Source organism: Tessaracoccus sp. SD287 (genome assembly GCF_017355265.1).
In the GTDB taxonomy this organism is placed as follows: Bacteria; Actinomycetota; Actinomycetes; order Propionibacteriales; family Propionibacteriaceae; genus Aestuariimicrobium.
On record NZ_JADIJQ010000009.1, the window covers coordinates 1 to 22,371 of the forward strand.

The 22,371-nt window shown below is 68.0% G+C and carries 19 protein-coding genes; 1 reads left to right on the top strand and 18 read right to left on the bottom strand.

The window, feature by feature from the left end:
* Positions 1 to 317: 317 nt before the first annotated feature.
* From IPV09_RS05235 to IPV09_RS05310, 16 genes are all read right to left on the bottom strand, one after another.
* Positions 318 to 1,292: a polyprenyl synthetase family protein gene (locus tag IPV09_RS05235; protein ID WP_370590228.1), complete on the bottom strand. Its 975-nt coding sequence runs from the start codon at positions 1,290 to 1,292 to the stop codon at positions 318 to 320.
* A gap of 23 nt (positions 1,293 to 1,315) precedes the next feature.
* Positions 1,316 to 2,893, bottom strand: a complete 1,578-nt coding sequence (gene nuoN / locus IPV09_RS05240) for an NADH-quinone oxidoreductase subunit NuoN (RefSeq protein ID WP_207474174.1) — start codon at positions 2,891 to 2,893, stop codon at positions 1,316 to 1,318.
* Positions 2,890 to 4,410 (bottom strand): NADH-quinone oxidoreductase subunit M, encoded by a 1,521-nt coding sequence (locus IPV09_RS05245; RefSeq protein ID WP_207474176.1) that lies wholly within the window; start codon positions 4,408 to 4,410, stop codon positions 2,890 to 2,892. The genes nuoN and IPV09_RS05245 overlap by 4 nt, the downstream gene beginning before the upstream one ends.
* 16 nt (positions 4,411 to 4,426) lie before the next feature.
* Entirely contained in the window at positions 4,427 to 6,340 is a 1,914-nt protein-coding gene (nuoL, locus tag IPV09_RS05250; protein ID WP_370590229.1) for an NADH-quinone oxidoreductase subunit L, read from the bottom strand.
* Between the two features lie 11 nt (positions 6,341 to 6,351).
* Positions 6,352 to 6,651: an NADH-quinone oxidoreductase subunit NuoK gene (gene nuoK / locus IPV09_RS05255; protein WP_207474177.1), complete on the bottom strand. Its 300-nt coding sequence runs from the start codon at positions 6,649 to 6,651 to the stop codon at positions 6,352 to 6,354.
* A complete protein-coding gene (locus tag IPV09_RS05260) occupies positions 6,648 to 7,463 on the bottom strand; it encodes an NADH-quinone oxidoreductase subunit J (RefSeq protein ID WP_207474180.1) in 816 nt (271 codons plus the stop codon). Before IPV09_RS05260 ends, nuoK begins: the two co-directional genes overlap by 4 nt.
* Entirely contained in the window at positions 7,463 to 8,017 is a 555-nt protein-coding gene (gene nuoI / locus IPV09_RS05265) for an NADH-quinone oxidoreductase subunit NuoI (protein WP_207474269.1), read from the bottom strand. Before nuoI ends, IPV09_RS05260 begins: the two co-directional genes overlap by 1 nt.
* 8 nt (positions 8,018 to 8,025) lie before the next feature.
* On the bottom strand, positions 8,026 to 9,390 hold the full coding sequence (gene nuoH, locus IPV09_RS05270; RefSeq protein WP_370590233.1) for an NADH-quinone oxidoreductase subunit NuoH: 1,365 nt from the start codon (positions 9,388 to 9,390) through the stop codon (positions 8,026 to 8,028).
* 11 nt (positions 9,391 to 9,401) lie between these two features.
* Entirely contained in the window at positions 9,402 to 11,852 is a 2,451-nt protein-coding gene (locus IPV09_RS05275; protein WP_207474181.1) for an NADH-quinone oxidoreductase subunit G, read from the bottom strand.
* Positions 11,849 to 13,195: an NADH-quinone oxidoreductase subunit NuoF gene (gene nuoF, locus IPV09_RS05280; protein WP_207474183.1), complete on the bottom strand. Its 1,347-nt coding sequence runs from the start codon at positions 13,193 to 13,195 to the stop codon at positions 11,849 to 11,851. Before nuoF ends, IPV09_RS05275 begins: the two co-directional genes overlap by 4 nt.
* Positions 13,192 to 13,956, bottom strand: coding sequence for an NADH-quinone oxidoreductase subunit NuoE (gene nuoE / locus IPV09_RS05285; RefSeq protein ID WP_207474185.1), 765 nt, complete (start codon positions 13,954 to 13,956; stop codon positions 13,192 to 13,194). Before nuoE ends, nuoF begins: the two co-directional genes overlap by 4 nt.
* The gene (locus tag IPV09_RS05290) at positions 13,953 to 15,281 is read right to left on the bottom strand and encodes an NADH-quinone oxidoreductase subunit D (protein ID WP_207474271.1); all 1,329 of its coding nucleotides are present in this window, start codon (positions 15,279 to 15,281) and stop codon (positions 13,953 to 13,955) included. The genes nuoE and IPV09_RS05290 overlap by 4 nt, the downstream gene beginning before the upstream one ends.
* 65 nt (positions 15,282 to 15,346) lie before the next feature.
* On the bottom strand, positions 15,347 to 16,171 hold the full coding sequence (locus IPV09_RS05295) for an NADH-quinone oxidoreductase subunit C (RefSeq protein ID WP_207474187.1): 825 nt from the start codon (positions 16,169 to 16,171) through the stop codon (positions 15,347 to 15,349).
* Positions 16,168 to 16,725 (bottom strand): NADH-quinone oxidoreductase subunit B family protein, encoded by a 558-nt coding sequence (locus IPV09_RS05300; protein WP_207474189.1) that lies wholly within the window; start codon positions 16,723 to 16,725, stop codon positions 16,168 to 16,170. Before IPV09_RS05300 ends, IPV09_RS05295 begins: the two co-directional genes overlap by 4 nt.
* A 25-nt stretch (positions 16,726 to 16,750) precedes the next feature.
* Positions 16,751 to 17,110: an NADH-quinone oxidoreductase subunit A gene (locus tag IPV09_RS05305; protein WP_207474190.1), complete on the bottom strand. Its 360-nt coding sequence runs from the start codon at positions 17,108 to 17,110 to the stop codon at positions 16,751 to 16,753.
* 64 nt (positions 17,111 to 17,174) lie between these two features.
* The gene (locus tag IPV09_RS05310) at positions 17,175 to 18,485 is read right to left on the bottom strand and encodes a geranylgeranyl reductase family protein (RefSeq protein ID WP_207474191.1); all 1,311 of its coding nucleotides are present in this window, start codon (positions 18,483 to 18,485) and stop codon (positions 17,175 to 17,177) included.
* A gap of 158 nt (positions 18,486 to 18,643) precedes the next feature.
* Between IPV09_RS05310 and IPV09_RS05315 the strand changes: the two genes are divergently transcribed.
* Positions 18,644 to 19,894, top strand: coding sequence for an isochorismate synthase MenF (locus tag IPV09_RS05315; RefSeq protein ID WP_207474192.1), 1,251 nt, complete (start codon positions 18,644 to 18,646; stop codon positions 19,892 to 19,894).
* Between the two features lie 29 nt (positions 19,895 to 19,923).
* Here IPV09_RS05315 and IPV09_RS05320 read toward each other — a convergent pair whose 3' ends face one another.
* Together IPV09_RS05320 and IPV09_RS05325 are read right to left on the bottom strand one after the other, a co-directional pair.
* Complete coding sequence (locus IPV09_RS05320; RefSeq protein WP_207474193.1) at positions 19,924 to 21,708, bottom strand: DUF6297 family protein; 1,785 nt, start codon at positions 21,706 to 21,708, stop codon at positions 19,924 to 19,926.
* The gene (locus IPV09_RS05325) at positions 21,705 to 22,343 is read right to left on the bottom strand and encodes an ABC transporter ATP-binding protein (RefSeq protein WP_207474194.1); all 639 of its coding nucleotides are present in this window, start codon (positions 22,341 to 22,343) and stop codon (positions 21,705 to 21,707) included. Before IPV09_RS05325 ends, IPV09_RS05320 begins: the two co-directional genes overlap by 4 nt.
* Positions 22,344 to 22,371: the final 28 nt, after the last annotated feature.

The following is a 22,371-nucleotide window of genomic DNA, read 5'->3' on the forward strand; positions in this document are numbered from 1 at the left end:
CTGGCAACTCACCCAGCCCTCCCCGGGCACCTTCCTGTGGCGATCACCACTCGGGTTCGGCTACCTGGTCACGCCCTCGCACTCGTGGATGATCGAGGACCCCTCGGGTCAGATCCTGCCCAAGCAGCAGCACCCCGCACCGGCCGCCCTCGCCAGCTGATAACCGAACAACCAGTACCCGCCGTCACCCGGCGGGCCACTGGCATGTCTGCATCACGGCTCCACGCCCAGTCGGGGCCACCTGCAGTCCAGCGCTGACCCGCTCCTGATCCCGGCTGTTGGCCGCTGAGGCGGCTCACCCCACCGCAGGTGGCGCCTCAGCTCACCCGGGTGGCGATGTCGTCGCAGGCGCGCAGCAGCGCGTCCTTGGCCTGGCCTTCGGGCAGATTGGCCAGGTGACCGCGGGCCAGATCGGCGCGGCGCTGGACCTCGGCGCGCGCCTGGTCGATGACCGGGTGGTCGCGCAGTTTCGCCAGGACAGCAGCCAGTTCGGCGTCGTCGTCCAGGTTGGAGTCAATGGCCGCGACCAGCTCGGCATCGGCCGGGTCGTCGGACGCGCGCAGCAACAACGTCGGTAGCGTCGCAACACCTTCGCGCAGATCGGTGCCCGGCGTCTTCCCGGTCACCTCGCTGGTGATGTCGATGACGTCATCCGAGAGCTGGAAGACCAGTCCGATCTCGTCGCCGAACCTGCGCAGCGACTCCAGGTGCTCATCGCTGACGCCGGCGACCATGCCCCCGAAGACCGCCGAGGTGGCGATCAGCGAACCCGTCTTGTCGGCAATGACCTGCAGGTAGTGCTGCAGGGGATCTGCCCCGTTCAGCGGGCCAAGGGTTTCGGCGATCTGCCCCTGCACCAGGCGGGCGAAGGTCTCGGCCTGCAGCGAGACGTAGTCGACGCCCAGGGTGGCGACGGTCGACGAGGCCCGTGCGAACAGGTAGTCACCCACCATGATGGCCACGCTGTTGCCGAAGCGGGCGTTGGCCGAGGCCGCCCCACGGCGGAGGTCGGCCTCGTCCATGACGTCGTCGTGGTACAGGCTGGCCACGTGCGTCAACTCGACCACGGCAGCGGCCTTGACCAGTGCCTCCACGTCGGGCTCACCACCGAACGCGCTGGCCAGGACCACCAGCAACGGACGGAACCGTTTGCCGCCCGCCGAGATGATGTGGTTGGCCGCCTCGGTCATGAAGGGCGTGTCCGCCCCGGCGAGCTGCTCCAGGCGCTGCTCGACCAGGGCGAGACGTTCGGTCACCAGTGCCGAGAATGCCTCGTCGCCCGAAACGCTCACGGCGATCCTTTCGAAGGGGTGGGTCAGCGCAGGAATTCAGCAGCGCTGATGGCCAGGTCGGCCAGTGGTCCACTCCACAGACCAAGGGCAAGCGTACCGACGGCGGCGACGATGATCACAGTCCAGGTCATCCAGCTGGGCGAATCGACGGTCACACCCTCAGCGGCCTCACCGGGCTCGCGGAAGAACATGACCACGATCAGGCGCAGGTAGAAGAACGCTGCCACCAGGCTCATGAAGACCGCGACCAGCACCAGCCACGCGTAGCCACCCGCCCAGCCGGCCAGGAAGACCTGCAGCTTGCCGATGAAGCCACCGGTCAGCGGAATGCCGGCGAAGCTCAGCATGAACAACGTCATCAGGGCACCAATGAACGGGTGGCGACGACCCAGACCGGTCCAGGCGGCCATGTTGTTGGCCTCACCACCGGCCTTGCGGACCATCATCACGATCGCAAAGGCACCCAGCGTGGCCAGTGCGTAGGCGGCCAGGTAGAACAGCACCGCGTCCACCGAACCGACCGAAGCCTTCTGGTGGGTGGTCGAGGTGACGGCGCCCGCGATGGCGACCAGCAGGAAGCCTGCGTGGGCAATCGAGGAGTAGGCCAGCAGACGCTTGATGTCGGTCTGGCTCAGGGCCACGACGGAACCGACGAGCATGGTGAGCACCGCCAGCGCGGCCACGACCGGCTGCCAGTCCCAACGGATGCCGCCCAGCCCGACGTAGAGCACCCGCATCATCGCCAGCACGGCGGCTGCCTTGGTGGCGATGGCCATGTAGGCGGTGATCTGGGTCGGGGCGCCCATGTAGACGTCAGGGGTCCACGAGTGGAACGGGACGGCGCCGATCTTGAACAGCAGGCCGACCAGCACCAGCACGGTGCCGCCGTAGAGCAGCGCCGGACTGGAGTCGGGGTTGGTCTGGATCGCGGCGGCCAGGTCGCTGAGGCGCAGCGAGCCCGAGAAGCCGTAGAGCAGCGCGGTGCCGTACAGGAAGATCGCCGAGGTCAGCGACCCGAGCAGGAAGTACTTCAGCGCGGCCTCCTGGCTCAGCAGGCGACGACGACGCGCCATGCCCGAGAGCAGGTAGAGCGGCAACGAGAAGATCTCCAGCGCCACGAACATGGTGATGAAGTCATTCGCCGAGGCGAACAGCATCATGCCGAACGTGGCGAACAGCACCAGCGGGTAGACCTCGGTGTGCTCGTTGCGCACCTCGAATGCCTTGGCCTCCGCGGCCGAACCGGGCACCGACGAGGCCAGCGGGGTGAAGTTGGTGGCGCCCTTGTTCAGCTTGCGCTCGCTGACCAGCAGCATCGCCAGCAGGGTGACGACCAGCAGCAGCACCCAGATGAAGTAGGTGGGACCGTCGGTGGTGACCGAGCCCAGCGCATGCACCCCGAACTCCTCGGTGCGCCAGTTCTGGATCGCCATGGCCAGGGCACCGAGGATGCCCAATGCCGAGACGATCATCTGGGCCTCGTCGCGCAGCCCCTTCTTGATGATGCCCTCGATGAGGACACCGAACGCCGCGGCGGCGAACAGGATGATCAGGGGTGCCAGCGCTCGGTAGTCGAGCTGCACCTCGAGCAGGGTGATCATCGGTTGCCTCCCGTGGCGGGATCGGTCATGCCAATCTGCGACATGGTGTCCTTCGATGAGGTGTTGAGCACGTCTGTGAATGGCTTCGGGTAGAACCCGAAGAACAGCAGCAGTGCGATGAGAAGACCTGCGACGGTACGCTCACGCGCGCCGAGGTCGGTGGTGATCGTCGACTCGACCTGGTCGGTGACCGGGCCGGTCATGGTCCGCTGGTAGGCCAGCAGCACGTACAGCGCGGCCAGCACCATGCCGAGGCAGGCGACGGCGGCGTAGATCGGGTGACGCTGCCAGACCCCGGTCAGGACCAGGAACTCGCCCACGAAGCTGGCGGTGCCGGGCAGTGACAGGGCCGACAGGCCGGCCACCAGGAAGGTGCCCGCCAACAGCGGGGCCTTCTTCTGGACGCCGCCGAAGTGGCGGATGTCGGCGCTGCCGCGTCGATCAATCAGGAAGCCGATGATCAGGAACAGCGCTGCCGTCGAGAATCCGTGCGCCAACATGTAGTAGCCGGTGCCGGTGATCGAGGCGGTGGTGAAGGCAAAGATGCCGAGCACCATGAACCCGAAGTGGCTGACCGAGGTGTAGCTGATCAGGCGCAGCAGGTCCTTGGCGCCAATGGCCATCAGCGCGCCGTACAGGACGCTGACGACCGCCAGCACCAGCACCAGCGGGGTCGCCCAGGTGCTGGCCTCGGGGAAGATCTGCAGGCAGAACCGAAGCATGCCGAAGGTGCCGATCTTGTCCAGGATGCCGACCAGCAGCGTCGAGGCACCCGGACGGGCCTGCTCGGCAGTGTCCGGAAGCCACGTGTGCACCGGCACCATGGGCGCCTTGATCGCAAACGCGATGAAGAAGCCGGCCCACAGCCACTTGCCCATGGCGGAGTCGAAGTCCAGAGCCGCGAGGTCACTGACCAGGAAGCTGACATTGCCCTGGGCGGCGGACTCGGCACCGACACCGACCACGCTGAACAGCATGATCAGGCCGCCGGCCAGGGAGTAGAGCAGGAACTTCATGGCGGCGGCGCCACGCTTGGGCCCGCCCCATCCGCCGATCAGGAAGTACATCGGGATCAGGGTGGCCTCGAAGAACAGGTAGAACAGCAACGTGTCCACGCTCATGAAGCAGAACAGCGCGAAGCTCTCCAGCATCAGCGCCAGCGCGAAGAACGTGCCGGTGCCCCAGCTGCGGTCGCGTCCGTGGGTCATCGTGGTCTCGCCGCCGACGCGCCACTCGGCGATCAGCACGATGGGGACGACGACCACGGTCAGCAACACCATGGTCATGGTCAGGCCGTCGTCGCCGAGGGCGTAGTAGGCGCCGATCGACCGGATCCAGCTGTAGGTCTCGGACAGGTCGGTGCCGCGGGCCGCGATGAAGGCCCAGACGCCGAGGCCGAGCGTGGCGATCGAGAACACCAGGCCCGTCCAGCGAGCGGCCGCGCCTCGCAGCGCAAAGGTGATCAGTGACCCGACCAACGGCAGCAGCGCCAGAGCAGTCAACAAGGGGAATCCCATTTCTTCTTCCTCCCCCTCAGGCCAGGTGGCCCAGGTACATGGCGGCCGCAAGCAGCAGCACGCCAACGATGATGGTCAGGGCGTAGCTGCGCACGTACCCGTTCTGCAGGCGACGCAGCGCCATGGACATGCCGGTGAAGACACCGGCACCGCCCCGCACTGCCCCGTCGACGATGCCGTCGTCGAACGTCGCCAGCCCGCTGACGACCTTCTCGCCGGGACGCTGGAAGGCGTACAGGTTCACGTCGTCACCGAACAGGTCGCGGCGACCAGCCAGCACCAACGGGTTGCGGGTCTCGGGCTGGGTCTGCGGGATGCTGCGGCGGTGCAGGGCCCAGCCGATCAGGACTCCGGCGGCGACGGTGGCCATGGTGGCCCAGCCGATGGGGGTGATGTGCAGCAGGCCGGTGGTGTGCGGGTGGTCGTCGCCGACGGCCGGTGCCAGCCAGGTGCCGATCCAGCCGTTCATGACGATGCCGGCACCGACGCTGAGCACGGCCAGCACGATCAGCGGGACGGTCATCGTCAGCGGGGACTCGTGCGGGTGCACGTCGTCCTTCCAGCGCTTCTCACCGAAGAAGGTCATCATCATCAGTCGCGTCATGTAGTACGCGGTGACGCCGGCGCCCAGCAGGGCCAGCAGGCCGAAGGCCAGGTGCTTGTCCCAGGCCGCCTCGATGATGTGGTCCTTGGAGTAGAAGCCGCTGGTGAGCGGGAAGCCGATGATGGCCAGGTAGCCGAGCCCGAAGGTGACGAAGGTGATCGGCATGTACTTGGCCAGACCGCCGAAGCGTCGCATGTCGACGTCGTCGTTCATGCCGTGCATCACCGAACCGGCACCCAGGAACATGTTGGCCTTGAAGAAGCCGTGGGTGACGAGGTGGAAGATGGCGAAGGCCGCACCCGCCGGGCCGATGCCGGCGGCCAGCATCATGTAGCCGATCTGGCTCATGGTCGAACCGGCCAGCACCTTCTTGATGTCGTCCTTCGAGGTACCGATCCAGGCACCGAACAGCAGGGTCACGGTGCCCACGATGGCCACCGCCAGGGCGGCCTCCGGCGCCAGCGTGTAGATCGGGTGGCTGCGCACGACCAGGTAGACACCGGCGGTCACCATGGTGGCGGCGTGGATCAGTGCCGAGACGGGCGTGGGGCCCTCCATGGCGTCCAGCAGCCAGGACTGCAGCGGCACCTGGGCGGACTTGCCGCAGGCGGCGAGCAGCAGCAGGAAGCCGAGCAGGACGACCCAGGTCTTGTCGACCTGGCCGATGCCGGCCGCGACCTCGGTGAACTTCACCGAACCGATCTGCGACAGCATCACGCCCATGCCCATCACCATGCCGAGGTCGCCGACGCGGTTGACCACGAAGGCCTTCTTGGCGGCCTTGGCGGCGGAGTCACGGTGCTGCCAGAAACCGATCAGCAGGTAGGAGGCCAGACCGACGCCCTCCCAGCCGACGAACAGCAACAGGTAGTTGTCGGCCAGCACCAGGATCAGCATGGCGGCAACGAACAGGTTCAGGTAGGCGAAGAACCGGCGGCGGTTCTCGTCATGGGCCATGTAGCCCAGCGAGTACACGTGGATCAGCGAACCCACCCCGGTGATCAGCAGCACGAACACGATCGACAGCTGGTCGACCAGCAGGTTGACCCGGAAGGTCCACTCGCCGGTGGTCAGCCACTGGTAGACGGGCACCTCGACGGCGCGCTGGGCCGCATCGCGGCCCAGCAGGTCGACGAACAGCAGTGCACCGATGACGAAGGAGGCGATTGGCGCCAGCGTGGCCAGGTAGTGGCCCCAGCCGTTGGTGGCCCTGCCACCAACGAGCAGCAGACCGGCGACCACCAGTGGAATGGCGATCATCAACCAGGCCAGGCTGAACAATCCCGAGGCAGCTACCGGCTCGGTGACGGTTTCGAGGAAATACACGCCCTACCCCTTCAGAACTTCAGCAGGTTCGCGTCGTCGACCGAGGCCGAGCGGCGGGTACGGAAGATGGTCACGATGATGGCGAGCCCGACCACGACCTCGGCGGCCGCGACGACCATCACGAAAAAGGCAGCAACGTGTCCGTCCAGACCACCGTGGTGGTGGGCGAAGGCCACGAAGGCCAGGTTCGACGCGTTCAGCATCAACTCGATGGACATGAACGCGATGATGGCGTTGCGTCTCAGCAGGAAGCCGAGCACCCCGATGGTGAACAGGATGGCCGACAGGATCAGGTAGGCGTCGGTGCTCATTCCAGTTCTCCCATGTTGTTGGGCGACTTGTTGGCGCTGATGGCCGTGAAGGTGGCCTCGCTGGGTGCCTTGAGCTCGTTCGCGTCGACGAAGGCGCCGCGTTCGCTCAGGATCTTCGACACCGAGGTCTCGGCGACGCTGCCGTCAGGCAGCAGGGCCGGGGCGTGGATGGCGTTGAAGCGTGCGTAGACACCGGAGTTGGGCATCGGGCCGATGTGCTGCCCGTCCTTGGCGTAGGCGGCCATCTTCTTGGCGGCGGTCTGCTTCTGGTCCAGCTTGGGGATCATCCGCTCACCGTGGGCCAGCACCATCGCACCGACGGCGGCGATGGTGAGCAGCGCGGCCGTGGCCTCGAAGACCACCACGTAGCGACCGAAGAGCAGGTCGGCCAACGCCTGCACCGACCCGCCGGCGGGCGCGATGGCCGCGTCCAGTCCGACGGGGGCAGCAGTGACGGCGCGGCCGGCGACGGAGATCACCAGCAGGCCGAAGGCGAGTGCGGCCAGCGTCGAGGCCAGCCGGTGGCCCTTGATGGTCTCGATCACCGAGTCCGAGGTGTCGACACCGATCAGCATCACGACGAACAGGAACAGCATCATGATGGCGCCCGTGTAGACGATGATCTGGGCGACGAACAGGAACGGCGCGGCCAGCGACGCGTAGAGGGTCGCCAGGCCGATCATCATGCCGACCAGCCAGACGGCCGAGTGGACGGGCTTGCGGCTGAGCACCATGCCGAGGGCACAGATCACCATGATCGGTGCCACGACCCAGAACGCCACCGACTGGGCGCTCGCGAGTGGGAGCAACATCACTTGTCGCCTCCCTTCTGGGCACTCTCGTGGACCGGGGTCCGGTTGTCAGGCTTGCCGGTGGGCGGCAGGCCCAGGAAGTAGCTCTGCTCGTCGGGGCCGAGACGGCGCGCGTGCGGCGGCTCCTCCATGCCCGACAGCAGCGGGGCCAGCAGGTCGTCCTTGGTGTAGATCAGCGACTCGCGGCTGGTGTTGGCCAACTTGAACTCGTTGGTCATCGTCAGGGCACGCGTCGGGCAGGCCTCGATGCACAGACCACAGAAGATGCAGCGCAGGTAGTTGATCTGGTAGACGTGCCCGTACCGCTCCCCCGGTGAGTAGCGGCCGTCCTCGGTGTTGTCGGCACCCTCGACGTAGATGGCGTCGGCGGGGCAGGCCCAGGCGCACAGCTCACACCCGACGCACTTCTCCAGACCGTCAGGCCAGCGGTTGAGCTGGTGGCGCCCGTGGAATCGGGGCGCGGTGACCTTTTCACCCTTGTGCGGGTAGTTCTGGGTGAACGTCTTGCGGAACATCGTCTTGAAGGTGACGCCGAAACCGCCCCACTGCTCCATGAATCCCATCAGGACTCGTCTCCCTTCGATGACGCGGTCGCGTCGGCAGGTTCGGTTTCGGTGGCGTCATCGGTGGTGACCGAGGTCCCCGACAGCACGCCTGCCAGTTCGGGCAGGGTCTGGCCGGGCATCGGGGGCACCGGGTAGCCGCCCGCGAACGGGTCGAACGGCTCGGAGGTGTCGACCGCACCCCGTCGGGTCTCCTCCTGGGTGCCACCGCCCCACAGGATGAGCCCCAACAGGGCCACGACGAGGACGCCGATGATGATGAAGAAGACCGGCCCCGAGAACCAGCCCTCGCGCTGGCCCACCTTGAGCAGGGCGACCGCAACGATCCAGGCCAGGGCGATCTCGATCAGCCACTTCCAGCCCAGCTTCATGAACTGGTCGTAGCGGAAGCGTGGCAGGGTGCCGCGCAGCCACACGAAGCCGGTGATGATCAGCTGCACCTTGAGGATGAACCAGACCGGACCCATCCACGCGGAGTCGAGGAACTCGATCTGGTTGAACGGCCACGGCGCCCGGTAGCCACCCAGGAACAGGGTGGTGGCGATCGCCGAGACGGTGGCCATGTTGATGTACTCGGCCAGGAAGTACATGGCGTAACGGAAGCCGGAGTACTCGGTGAGGTAGCCCGAGACCAGCTCGGACTCACACTCGGGCAGGTCGAAGGGCGCCCGGTTGGTCTCGCCGACCATCGAGATCAGGTAGATCACGAAGGCCGGAGCCAGCAGCACGGCATTCCACTGCGGCAGGCCGGTGTCGAAGCTGCCGAAGGTGAAGGTCCGCGACTGGCTCTCGACGATGGTCGAGGTGCTCATCGAACCGGCGAACATGAACACGCCCACCAGCGACAGGCCCATGCAGGCCTCGTAGGAGATCATCTGCGCGGCGGAACGGACCGAACCGAGCAGCGAATAGGTCGAGTTCGACGCCCAGCCGGCCAGCACGATGCCGTAGATGCCCACCGAGGCGATGGCCAGCATGAACAGCATGCCGACGGGCAGGTCGGTCAGCTGCAGCCGGGTCTCGACACCGAACATGGTGACCTGCCCGCCCAGCGGCATCACTGCCCAGGCGGTGAAGGCGGCCATGCCGGTCAGCAGCGGGGCCAGGTTGAAGATCCACTTGTCGGTCTTGGTCGGCCGGAAGTCCTCTTTGAAGATCAGCTTGGCGCCGTCGGCCAGGGCCTGCCCCAGCCCGAAGGGGCCGTTCATGATCGGTCCGAGGCGGTGCTGCATCTTGCCCACCACGCGACGCTCGAACCAGACGTTGAAGATGGTCCAGACCAGCAGCAGGACGAACAGCCCCACCACCTTGATCAGCACGATCCACCAGGGATCGGGCGGCCACACGTTCTCCAGCGGCATCAGGTCCAGGGGATTCATGCCACACCTCCCACGAGTCGGACTCGGTCACCGGCCACAGCGCCCAGCGCGCTGGCCGTCTCGGTGCCGCTGTTCAGCGGCACCCACACCACGTCATCGGCCATGTCCTCGACGATTTCGAGGGGCAGGGTCAACTGGCCGTTCGGCCACACCACGGTTGCCTCTGCGGCACCGGCCAGGCCGTGGGCCTGAGCGGTGGCGGCGGAGGTTCGGACGACCGCACGCGGTGCGGTGGCCATCAGGTCGATCTCATTGTCGGTCGACGCGGAGTTGTCCAGCAGCACCCGCCAGGTGGCCAGCGTCAGGTCGCCCTGGCCGACCGGCTGGTCGGGAGCGGTCGGAGCCTGGGCGAGCGCCGGACGCTCACCGTCCCAGGTGCCCAACTCGTCGATCGAGGCCAGCGCGTCACGCGAACCGCGGAAGCCGAGGTCGCTGCCCAGGGCGTCGGCCAGCGCGGCCAGCACCCGGATGTCGGTCATCGGCGCCACCTGGTGCGCGATCACGGTGTTGACCCGGCCACGACGGTGCTCCCAGTTGAGGAAGGTGCCGGCGTGCTCCTCGATCAGGGCGACCGGGAAGACGACGTCGGCGCGCTCAGCCACCGCGCTGCGGCGATTCTCGATGCTGACCACGAAGGGGGCAGCCTCCAGGGCCTCGGTGACCAACGCGGGGGTGCGGAAGTCCTCGGGCTGCACCCCAGCCACCACCAGCGCCTGGAGGCCACCCGAGCGGGCGGCAGCGACGATGGCGTCGGCGTCCAGTCCCTCCGCGGTGGGCAGGGACTCCACGTCCCAGGCGGTGGCGACGTCGACGCGGGCGCTGGCGTCGGCGAGCGGACGTCCACCGGGGAGCAGGTTCGGCAGGCAGCCGGCCTCGACGGCGCCGACCTCACCGGCCCGACGCGGCACCCAGGCGAGCTTGGCGCCGGTCTGCTCGGCCAGGTGGGCGGCGGCGGTCAGGGCGCCCTGGGACAGGTTGGCCCGCTCCCCCACCAGCAGGATGGTCTGGTCGTCCAGCAGGCCCTCGTCCTTCAGGCTGCCGAGCACCTGGGCCTCGGTGCCGGGGACGCAGGCGACGACCCGGGCATTGAGCTTCTGGGAGCCACGCGAGGCGTAGGGCGCCAGGGTGACGACCTGCAGCTTGTTCTTGCGGTGGGCCTTGCGCAGGCGCAGGAAGACGATGGGTGATTCGTCCTCGGGCTCGAAGCTGACCAGGACGACGCGCTTGGCGTTCTCCAGGGCCTCGTAGGTGACCGAGTCCGCCAGGGTGCGACCGGCCACGGTGGCGGCCAGGAACTGGCTCTCCTCGCCGGTGTGCGGACGCGAACGGAAGTCAATGTTGTTGGTGCCCAGCACGGCCCGCGCGAAGCGGCTGTAGGCGTAGGCGGCCTCCATGGTCAACCGCCCACCGGGCAGCACGCCGACCTGCTGGCCGGCGGCCCGCAGACCGTGCACGGCGGCGTCGATGGCCTCGTGCCAGCTCGAAGGCTGCAGGACGCCGTCACGGCGCACCAGCGGGGTGGTCAGCCGGTCCGCACCGCGGGCCGAGACGAAGGCGAAGCGGCCCTTGTCACAGTTCCACTCCTCGTTGACCTCGGGCAGGTTCCCGGCCAGGCGACGCTTGACCTGGTAGTGGCGGTGGTCGCTGCGCAACTCGCAGCCGGCGGCGCAGTTCTCGCAGGTCGTGGTGGTGCTGACCAGGTCGAAGGGCCGGGCCTGGAAACGGTACGAGACGCTGGTCAGCGCACCGACCGGGCAGATCTGGATGACGTTGCCCGAGAAGTAGGAGTCGTAGGGGTCTTCCTGGTACGTGCCGATCTGCTGCAGGGCGCCGCGCTCGACCAGGGCGATGAACGGGTCACCGGAGATCTGTTCGCTGAACCGGGTGCAGCGGGCGCACAGCACGCAGCGCTCGCGGTCGAGCAGGATCTGCGCCGAGATGTTGACCGGCTTCGGGAAGGTCCGCTTGATGCCCTCGTAGCGGCTCTCGCCGTAGCCGTGGCTCAATGACTGGTTCTGCAGCGGGCACTCGCCGCCCTTGTCGCAGATGGGGCAGTCGAGGGGGTGGTTGATCAGCAGCAGTTCCAGCATCCCCTCCTGCGCCTTCTTGGCGACAGGCGAGGTGAGGTGGGTGTTGATGACCATGCCGGGGGCGCACTCGATGGTGCACGAGGCCTGCGGCTTGGGGAAGCCGCGGCCGTTGCCCGCGTCGGGGATCTCGACCATGCACTGGCGGCAGGCGCCCACGGGGTCGAGCAACGGGTGGTCGCAGAACCGCGGGATGTCGATGCCGACCACCTCGGCGGCACGGATGGCCAGGGTGCCCTTGGGCACGCTCACCTCGATGCCGTCGATGGTGAGGGTGATCAGGTCTTCGCGCTTGGCGACCTCGGCGGCCCCCTCGCCGTGGGGGGTGGCTTCGGTCCTGGACTTGGCGTCGACGCTCATGCGTGTGCACCTTCCTTGTCACTGGCCACGCTGGCAGCAGCGGGCCTGGCGAACAGGGCGCTCTTCTCGTAGGGGAAGAGTTCCCATGCCGGGGTCGTGTACCCGGCCTCGAATTCCTCACGGAACTCCTTGACGGCGCTGGTCACGGCAGCGACGGCACCATCGGCCAGGGCGCAGAAGGAGCGTCCGCCAATGTTGTCGCAGACGTCGAGCAGCTTGTCGACGTCGCCCTCGGTGCCCTTGCCTGCCTCGAGGTTGCGCAGTGTCTGGACCAGCCACCAGGTGCCTTCACGGCACGGGGTGCACTTGCCGCAGGACTCGTGCTTGTAGAACTCGACCCAGCGCAGGGTGGTGCGCACCACCGAGGTGGTTTCGTCGAAGATCTGCAGCGCACGGGTGCCCAGCAGCGACCCGGCGGCGGCCATCGCCTCGTAGTCCAGCGGCAGGTCGACCTTGTCGGCGGTCAGGATCTGCGTCGATGAGCCGCCGGGGGTGAAGAACTTCAGCTGGTGGCCCTCACGCATGCCCCCGCCCAGCTCGATCAGCTCGGCCAGGGTCGTGCCCAGGGGTGCCTCGAACTGGCCGGGGCTCTTGACGTGGCCGGACAGCGAGTACAGCACGAAGCCACGCGACTTCTCGGTGCCCATCGCGTTGAACCAGCCCTCGCCGTTGGCGATGATGGCCGGCACCGAGGCGATGGACTCGACGTTGTTGACCACCGTCGGGCTGGCGTACAGGCCGGCGACGGCGGGGAACGGGGGGCGCAGGCGCGGCTGGCCGCGGCGTCCCTCGAGCGAGTCGAGCAGCGCGGTCTCCTCACCGCAGATGTAGGCACCGGCACCGGCGTGGACGACGACCTCCAGGTCGCGTCCCGAGCCGAGGATGTCCTTGCCGATGTAGCCGGCGGCGTAGGCCTCGCGGACGGCCTGCTGCAGGCGGCGGATGACGTGCAGCACCTCACCGCGGACGTAGATGAAGGCGTAGACGGCCTTGGTGGCCATCGCCGAGATGATGACGCCCTCGACCAGCGTGTGCGGGCTGGCCATCATCAGCGGGATGTCCTTGCAGGTGCCCGGCTCGGACTCGTCCGCGTTGACCACCAGGTAGGTGGGGTTCGGGTTGTCCTTGGGCAGGAAGCTCCACTTCATGCCCGTGGGGAAGCCGGCGCCGCCGCGGCCGCGCAGGTTGGAGGCCTTGACCTCGTTGACGATCTCGTCGGGTGACATGGAGACGGCCTTGCGCAGCCCCTGGTAGCCGCCGCGGCGCTCGTAGTTCTCGAGCTTCCAGGCGCGGTCCTCACCCCAGTTGGCGCTGAGAATCGGGGTCAGCTTGTCGATGCTCACTTGCCCTCCTCCTTGTGGTCGGCTTCCGGACGCACGGTGTCCGGTGCCGGGGCGGTCCAGCCCTCGCGTTCGGCAATGCGCAACCCGACCAGCGAGGCGTGTCCGGCGGTGGGGCCCTCGTCGGCGCGTCCGTCGGGGAAGCCGGCGAGCACGCGCTCGGCCTCACGCCAGGAGGTGATTCGGGCGCCGCGGGTGGAATGCACCTCGTCGTCGTTGGCCAGCTTGTCGAGCAGGTCGTCGGCCTTCTCGGGGGACATGTTGTCCATGAACTCCCAGTTGACCATCATCACCGGCGCGAAGTCGCAGGCGGCGTTGCACTCCAGGCGCTCCAGGCTGATCTTGCCGTCGGCGGTGGTCTGGTTCTCGCTGATGCCGAGCTTCTTCTCGACGTGCTCCAGCAGGATGTCGCCACCCATGACGGCGCACAGCGCGGTGGTGCAGACCCCGACGTGGTGCTGGCCGGCGGGACGACGCTTGTACATGGTGTAGAAGGTGGCCACCCCCGAGACCTGGGCGGTGGTGATCTCCAGCACCTCGGCGCACACCTCGATGCCGCGCGGCGAGATGCGGCCGTCGACGCTCTGCACCAGGTGCAGCATCGGCAGCAGCGCCGAACGCTTCTGCGGGTAGCGGGCCGCGATCTGTCGCAGTTCGGCGATGGTGGACTCATCGATGCTGGTGCTGGTGTCGGCGTAGTCGATGCCACCCGAGCCCGGCTGCTGCGGGTCGTCGAAGTGGGACTGGAACTCGTGACCGCTCATCGGTCAACACCTCCAAGAACGGGGTCGATGGAGGCCACGGCGACCACCACGTCGGACATCATGCCGCCCTCGCACATGATCGGCGTCGCCTGCAGGTGGTGGAAACCTGGGTCGCGCAGGTGGGAGCGGTACGGACGGGTGCCCCCGTCCGAGACCAGGTGTACGGCGAGCTCGCCCTTGGGCGACTCGATGGCCTGGTAGACCTGGCCGGGGGGCACGCGGAAGCCCTCGGTGACGATCTTGAAGTGGTGGATCAGCGCCTCCATGGACTCACCCATGATGTGCTTGATGTGCTCGTTGGAGTTGCCCTGGCCGTCGGGGCCGAGCGAGAGCTGGGCGGGCCACTTGATCTTGGGGTCCTCGATCATCACCGGCTCGCCGGTCGACTTCTCGAGGCGCTCGGCGCACTGCTTGACGATCTTCAACGACTCCCACATCTCGGCCTCGCGCACCCGGAAGGCGCCGTAGGCGTCGCTGGTGTCCCAGGTGGGCACGTCGAAGTCGTAGGTCTCGTAACCGCAGTAGGGCTCCGACTTGCGCAGGTCGTGCGGGAAGCCGGTGCCGCGCAGTCGGGGACCGGTGACGCCCATGGCCATGGCCTGGGTCAGGTCAAGGTGCCCGACGCCCATCCGGCCCAGGAAGATCGGGTTCTCGTTGCAGAAGATGCCGTACTCGGGCAGGTACTTCTCGAGCCAGCTGATCACCCGGCGCAGGTGGTCCAGGCCGCCCTCGGGCAGGTCGTTGGCGACCCCTCCGGGACGGATGTAGGCGTGGTTCATCCGCAGGCCTGTGACGGCCTCGAAGAAGTCGAGGATCATCTCGCGCTCACGGAAGCCGATCGTCATGACCGTCAGGGCGCCGATCTCCATGCCGCCGGTGCCGATCGCGACCAGGTGTGAGGCGATTCGGTTCAGCTCCATGAACAGCACCCGCAGCACCGTGGCGCGCTCGGGGATCGCGTCGGTGACATTGAGCAGCTTCTCGACGCCCAGACAGTAGACGGCCTCGTTGAAGATCGGGGCGACGTAGTCGGCGCGGGTCAGGAAGGTCACGCCCTGGGTCCAGGTGCGGTACTCCATGTTCTTCTCGATGCCGGTGTGCAGGAAGCCGATGCCGGGACGAAGGCTCGTCACGGTCTCGCCGTCCATCTCCAGGATCAGGCGCAGCACGCCGTGGGTCGAGGGGTGCTGGGGACCCATGTTGACCACGATGGTCTCGTCGCCGCGTTCGGCCTGCTCGGCGACGATCTCGTCCCAGTCACCACCCTGGGACAGGTAGACCTTGTCGACGTCCCCGTCGCCGATGCTGGCGAAGCCCTGGTTCATGGCCTCGGTCGAGCTGGACGGGATGGCGCGCTCAGCGTCGTGCTCGTGGATGTTCTGGGTGCTCATCAGGAGTAGCTCCTACGCTCGTGCGGCGGCGGGACGACGGCGCCCTTGTACTCGACATCGACGCCACCGAGCGGGTAGTCCTTGCGCTGCGGGTGGCCGTGCCAGTCATCGGGCATCAGGATGCGGGTGAGGGCATGGTGGCCATCGAAGATGATGCCGAACATGTCCCAGGTCTCACGCTCGTGCCAGTCGACGTGCGGGTAGACGCTGATCAGCGACGGGGTGTGCGGGTCAGCGTCGGGCAGGCCGACCTCGAGGCGGATGCGACGGTTGTGGGTGATCGAGAGCAGGTGGTAGACCACGTGCAGTTCCTCACCGACCGAGTACGGGTAGTGCACCCCGGACACGCTGGGGCACATCTCGAAGCGCAGCTGGGCGTCGTCGCGCAGGGCGCGGGCCAGCTCCACCATCTTGGCGGGGCGCACGTGGAAGGTGATCTCGCCGCGGTCGACGATGGTGCGTCCGGTCGAGAAGCCGGGAACCAGCGCCTCCATCCGGTCGGCCACCTGGTCAAACCAGCCGCCGTAGGGACGCTGGGCCGACTCGGGCATGGTGATGGTGCGGGCGATCTCGCCGTAGCCGGAGGTGTCGGTGGAACGCTGGCCACCCCACATGCCCTCGCGCACCCGCAGCACCTGCGGGTCGCCGGCCTGCGGCGTCTGCGGGGCCAGGTGGACGGTGCCGGTGGTCTCCGACGCCCGCGCGTCCTCGCGTTCGACGCCCGCCTTCGGGTTGGGCTCGGCAGAGCCCTGCTTCTCATGGGCGGGGGCATCGGGGGCCGGGGTGTTCGGCGAGTTGTTGTCCTGCTTGTTCTGCTCGCTCATCGCATGAGTCCCTTCATCTCCATCGTGGAGGGCGCTTCCAGCGCTTCGGCCTCGCGGGTCTCGATCTGCTCGACCATGTTGGGGCCGATGGGGGTCTTGGCGACGATGCCCTTCTTCAGCTTGAAGACGGCGTCAATGAGCATGTCGGGGCGCGGCGGGCAGCCGGGCAGGTAGATGTCGACGGGCAGGAAGTGGTCGCAGCCCTGGACGATCGCGTAGTTGTTGAACATGCCGCCGGAACTGGCGCAGGCGCCCATCGAAATGACCCACTTGGGGTTCGGCATCTGGTCGTAGACCTGGCGGATGACCGGGGCCATCTTCTGGCTGACCCGGCCCGAGACGATCAGCAGGTCGGCCTGGCGCGGGGAGGCGCGGAAGACTTCCTGGCCCCAGCGGCCGGCGTCGAAGCGGGGTGCACCGAATGACATCATCTCGATGGCGCAGCATGCCAGGCCCATCGTGGCCGGCCAGAACGACGCCTGCCGCATCCAGCCGGCGATGGCCTCGATGCTGGTGAGAATGACGCCACTGGGGAGCTGTTCTTCAATACCCATGATTGTTTCCTTCCTGGGTTTCTGGTCAGTCCCAGTCCAGGCCGCCGCGGCGCAGGACGTAGAAGTAGGGGATGAACACGGTGACGATGAACAGGAGCATCGCGAGCACCGGGAAAAGGGTCATCTGGTTGAACGCCACGGCCCACGGGTAGAGGAAGACGATCTCGATGTCGAAGATGATGAACATCATCGCGGTGATGTAGTACTTCACCGGGAACCGGCCGCCGCCGACGGGCTGGGGGGTCGGCTGGATGCCGCACTCGTAGGAGTCGTACTTCGCCCGGTTGTACCGCTGCGGGCCCACGTGGCCGCTGAGGTTGATCGAGACGATGATGAACAGCGAAGCCAGCGCAAAAATCCCGAGAATGGGAATGTAGGCGTTCACGCGAGTCCTCCCCCGAGCCGACGAGGCTCTGATGTGGTGGTGCAGTGGGTGTGGCGGATCGCGGTCATGCCGACGGAGCAATCCGGGTCAGGGTGTTGATCAGGCGGTCGACGACGTCCCCGTCGTGCTGGTCGGTGAGGTTGGCCAGCAGCTTGTGGACAATCTTCATCAGGCTCTTGCGGGGCAGCCCGTAGCGCACGCAGACCTTCATCACCTCAGGATGGCCGATCAGCTTGGCAAAGATGGTGCCCAGGCGGAAGTACCCGCCCATGTCGGCCCTCAGGCGGGTGACGTAGCCCTGCAGCGCCTGCTCGGCGTTCGGGGTGCCCCAGCCGCGGGAGCGGGCCTCGGCGATGGCCTCGGCGGCGATCTCGGCAGCCTCCAGGGCGTAGTCGATGCCCTCACCGTTGAACGGGTTGACCATGCCGCCGGCGTCGCCGACCAGCAGCAGGCCGCGGGCGTAGGCCGGCTGGCGGTTGAACGCCATCGGCAGCGGGGCGCTGCGGATCTCGCTGATCCGGTTGTCCTCGGTGAAGCCCCACTCGGGCGGGGTGGCCGCGAGCCAGCGCAGCATCAGGTCCTTGTAGTCGGTCCTGGCGAAGGCCGGCGAGGTGCTCAGCATGCCGAGGCCGACATTGCTGATGCCGTTGCCGCTGGGAAAGGCCCAGCCGTAGCCGGGCAGCAGCGCCGACTGGTGGGGTTTGCCGTCCCACAGTTCCAGCCAGGACTCCATCCAGTCGCCCTCGCCCCGTTCGCACTCGTAGTAGGCGCGAGCGGCCACACCCATGGGACGGTCGTCGCGCTTGGTGATGCCCATCTGCACCGACAGGCGCGAGGAGGGACCGTCGCAGGCCACGACGATGGGAGCGCGGAACTGGCGGCCGTCCTTGCTGGTCACCCCAACGATGCGGTCGGTGCGCTCGTCGATGATGGGGGTCTTGACGGTGCATCCGGTGATCAGGGTGGCGCCGAGTGCTTCGGCGTGCCGAGCCAACAGTTCGTCGAAGTCCTGGCGCCGGCGCACCAGTCCGTAGTTCGGGAAGTCGGACAGTTCCGGCCAGGGCATGTCGAAGGGTTCCACCCGGCCGCCGTAGACGCGCAGGCCCTTGTTGCGGTGCCAACCCTCGGCGGTGGTGTCGATGCCCAGGTTGACCAACTGCTTGACGGCGCGCGGGGTCAGTCCGTCGCCGCAGATCTTGTCGCGGGGGAAGGTCGCCTTCTCGAGCAGCAGTACCTGCAGCCCGCGGCGCGCCAGATGGGCCGCGGTGGCCGCACCGGCGGGGCCGGCGCCCACGACGATGGCGTCTGCCTGCAGCACCTCGACTGACTCGGAGGTGTCGTCACGCGGGGTCTGGTCGACCGCGACGTCACTCATCTTTCCTACTTCCTGAGGGCTCATTCCTCTGGGAGTCTAGGCACTTTTTTCACGAGCGGCGAACCGGCGTCCCACGAGGGATTTCGGCAACATCGGGCTACTCAAATTGGGGCACCCGGCCTGCCCGACCCGTGCGGTGGGTCGGCTAGGCTGCCCCAGTGACAAGGAGCGACCGCCGCGGCCGCCTGCGCGCGCGCACGGTTGCCATCCCTGACCCCGGGCCGCTGGAGGCCTACCTGCCGACCGGTGCTGCCACCGCTTTCCTGCGGCGGGGTGACGGCATCATCGGGTTGGGTGAGGTGCACCGCGTCGAGGTTCGGACGGCCTCCCAGGCTGACGCCGCCTGGTCGGAGTTCATCGCCGACGTCGAGCACGAAACCGAACTGATGGGCCATTTCGGCACCGGCCCGCTGGCCTTTGGCTCGTTCCTGTTTGACCCCGACAACAGCGCCGCCACGTCGGTCCTGGTCGTGCCCGAGCTGCTGGTCGGACGCCGCAAGGGCGTCAGCTGGATGACCCTGGTCGGCTACGACACCCTGCCGGACCTGTTGCCGATCCCCCAGCCGGCCCCGATGCCCCATGGTCGGGTCACCTGGCGCGAGGGTGCCATGGCTGGTGAGGCGTGGAGTGAGCTGGTGGCCACCGCCATCCGGGCCATCGACGCCCACGAGGTCGACAAGGTGGTCCTGGCCCGCGACGTGGTGGCCACTGCTGTTGACCCCATCGACCCCCGGTCCCTGGTCAACTACCTGACCGCCGAGTACCCCACCACCTGGACCTACCTGGTCGACGGCATGGTGGGCGCCACCCCCGAGATGCTGGTGCGACGCGAGGGCGGTCTGGCGACCTCGCGGGTGCTGGCCGGAACCATCCGCCGTCATGGTGTCGGGCCCGAGGACGCCGCCCTACTGGCCGATGCGCTGAGTTCCTCGTCGAAGGACCTGCGCGAGCACGAGTTCGCGGTCACCTCGGTGGCCGAGGCCCTGGAGCCGTTCTGCTCGGGCATGAACGTGCCCGACGCCCCCTACGTCCTGGAACTTCCGAACGTGCTGCACCTGGCCACCGACATCACCGGTGTCGCCCGTCCCGGGGCGACGTCGCTGGCCATGGCGGCGGCGCTGCACCCGTCGGCGGCCGTCTGCGGCACCCCCACCGACGTGGCCCGGTCGCTGATCGCCCGCATCGAGGGCATGGACCGGGAGCGCTACGCCGGCCCGGTGGGCTGGATGGACGCCGACGGCAATGGCGAATGGGCGATCGCGTTGCGCGGCGGCCAGCTGAACCGGGCCAACCCCCGCGAGATCCGCCTGTTCGCCGGTGGTGGCATCGTCGCCGACTCCGACCCGGTCGCCGAACTCGCCGAGACCCGGGCGAAGCTGTTGCCCATGCGGGCGGCCGTCGGCGACTAGGGCCCCGACCAGACCCGGGTGCGCCCGGGTCAGCGTCCGCGGGTGACCTTGATCTTCTGACCCGGTGTGGCGTTGGGCGTGGACCCGGGCTTGCCGCCCTTGGTGGTGGCCCGCGCCTGCTCCATCTGCTTGCGGTTCTCCTCCTGCATGGCGGCCAGTTCCTCCTGGTCGATGCCGCCCATCCGCAGCACCGAGAAGCAGATGACGGCCAGCACAATGCTGATCCACACCGACCAGCCCAGCAGGGCGGGCAGGGTGATGATGGCGACCATGTCGAAGCCCCGCACCAGGTTGAAGATCATCCCCGGCGGCAGCGCCCCCATCTGGGTGGACACCATGGGCGCCTGGTAGTTGGCCGGCTTGGCGCTGACCCAGCGAATGGCACCGACGAAGCCGGCCGCGGCGGTGACGACGGCGATCATGGCCGTCTCCAGTGGACCCGCGCCGATCATCGGGGCATCGGCGACGCCCATGATGGCCGGGGTGATCAGGATTGCCCACAGCAGCGCCAGCACCGCCGGGACGACCGAGGCAGCGGTGCGGATCTGGCTGGTGGTGAACGGCAGCATCCGGGCCAGGCCGTTGCTGCGCGACAGCACCCGCAGCGTGTTGAAGAACGGCACCAGCGCAGCCAGCAGCACCAGCGCCGAGATCGGGATGGTCAACCGGCCCAGGCCGAGGGCCTGCATGGCGTAGGGCACGATCGCGCTGGCCAGCAGGGTGAGCAGTGGCCGCGGGAAGCGGTGCAGGCGCTGCACGTCGCGCATCACCAGCGCCTGCAGGCCCGTGGACCGGCCGCGGGTCGGCTTCACGTGCCCGCGCTCGTTGGCCTCGCGGGTCACCAGGATGTCGCGCATCAGGGCGAAGTCGAGCGCGAAGGCAGCGCCCTGCATGCCGCTGACCAGGTTGCCGCCAGCGACCAGCCGGGCGCGCCGGATGCGGTCGATGCGGTGGTTGGCGATGATCGACGAGGCGATCAGCATCACCAGTCCGATGCCAGCCACCACCAGGGCCAGCAGTTCGGTGACGTCGCGGCCGAGCACCGGGTGCAGCCAGCCGGCGGCGGTGGCGACGACCAGCAGCAGGGCAGCCATCGCGGCCAGGGCCATCACCGAGTGGATGAGCTTGACCCGCCAGGTGCGCTCGGCGCCCTGTTCGGCGGCGGCCAGCGCGGTCAGTCCGCCGGCACCCAGGCCACAGGCCAGGGTCCAGGCCACGATCGCCCCGGGTGCCGAGCCGGTCAGGGTGGCCACCAGCGCGCCCAGCACCGCCCCGCTGACCAGTGCGATCAGCACGGCAGCGAGCAGGCGACGGCCCAGCAGGCGGCGGCGCGACACCGGCGCCTCCATCAGCCAGAAGCCCTCGGCGGCCGAGGCCAGCACCGGGCCGAACATCCGGGCGATGGCCAGGGTGAAGGCGAGCACCCCGAAGGTGGCGGCCCACGGCAGCAGCCCACGACCCGAACTGCAGGCGTCGGTGCTGCAGTCGGCGGCCAGTGACTGGGCACGGATCAGCGAGCTGACCACCATGGCCACGATCATCACGATGGCGAAGACGGCGATGTAGGCGTCGCTGAGCGCCTGCCACAGGTTCTTGGTGGCGCGGCCCTTGCGCCAGTCGTCCATCAGGCCGAGCAGGGCGCGTTCGTCGACGACGTGCTGCTCGAAGGCGTTGACGTCGTGGGTGAGCACCAGTGCCGGTTCGGGCACCTCAACCGGGACCGGCTGCTGGGGCGCGTCGGGCTGGGGCTGGGCCGCGGACTGCGCCTTCTGGGCGCTGCGACCGACCCGTCGGTTGCGTCGGGGCTGGCTCATCGGGTGCCGACCTCGACCACGCGGGCGTTGAGCGCCTCGACCAGGGAAGGCTCGTGGGAGGCCATCAGGATCGCCAGCCCGTTCTGCTTCTCCACGGCCAGGCGCTTGCCGAGCCAGGCCACGCCCTCGACGTCGAGGCGCTGCTCCGGCTCGTCCAGCACCAGCAGTTTGCGGGGCCGGACCAGGGCGGTGGCCAGGGCCAGACGGCGGCGCTGGCCCGAGGACAGGGTGCCGGGGAGCTGGCCCGACTGGGGCACCAGCTGCACCTCCTCCAGCACCTCGTCGACGAGCGCGTCGACGTCGTCCAGGCCGTGCGCGCGGGCCAGCAGGTCGAGGTGCTCGACGACCGACAGGTCGGGGAAGAAGTCGAGGTCGTCGATGACGGTGGCCACGTTGCGGCGGATCTCGGGGTTGGTCTCGGCAACCTTCATGCCCAGCACCTCGACGGTTCCCTCGGTGGGACGGTCGGCACCGACGATGCACCGCAGGATGGTCGACTTGCCGGCACCGTTGCGTCCGGTCAGCGCCACCGCCTCGCCCTCACTGATGGTGAGGCTGAACTTGTCGACGATGGTGTGGTCCCCGTATCGCTTGACGAGGTTGTCCACGCTGAGCACGGTCTTCGCTTTGGCCATGGACACATTGTTCACCATCGACCAAGGT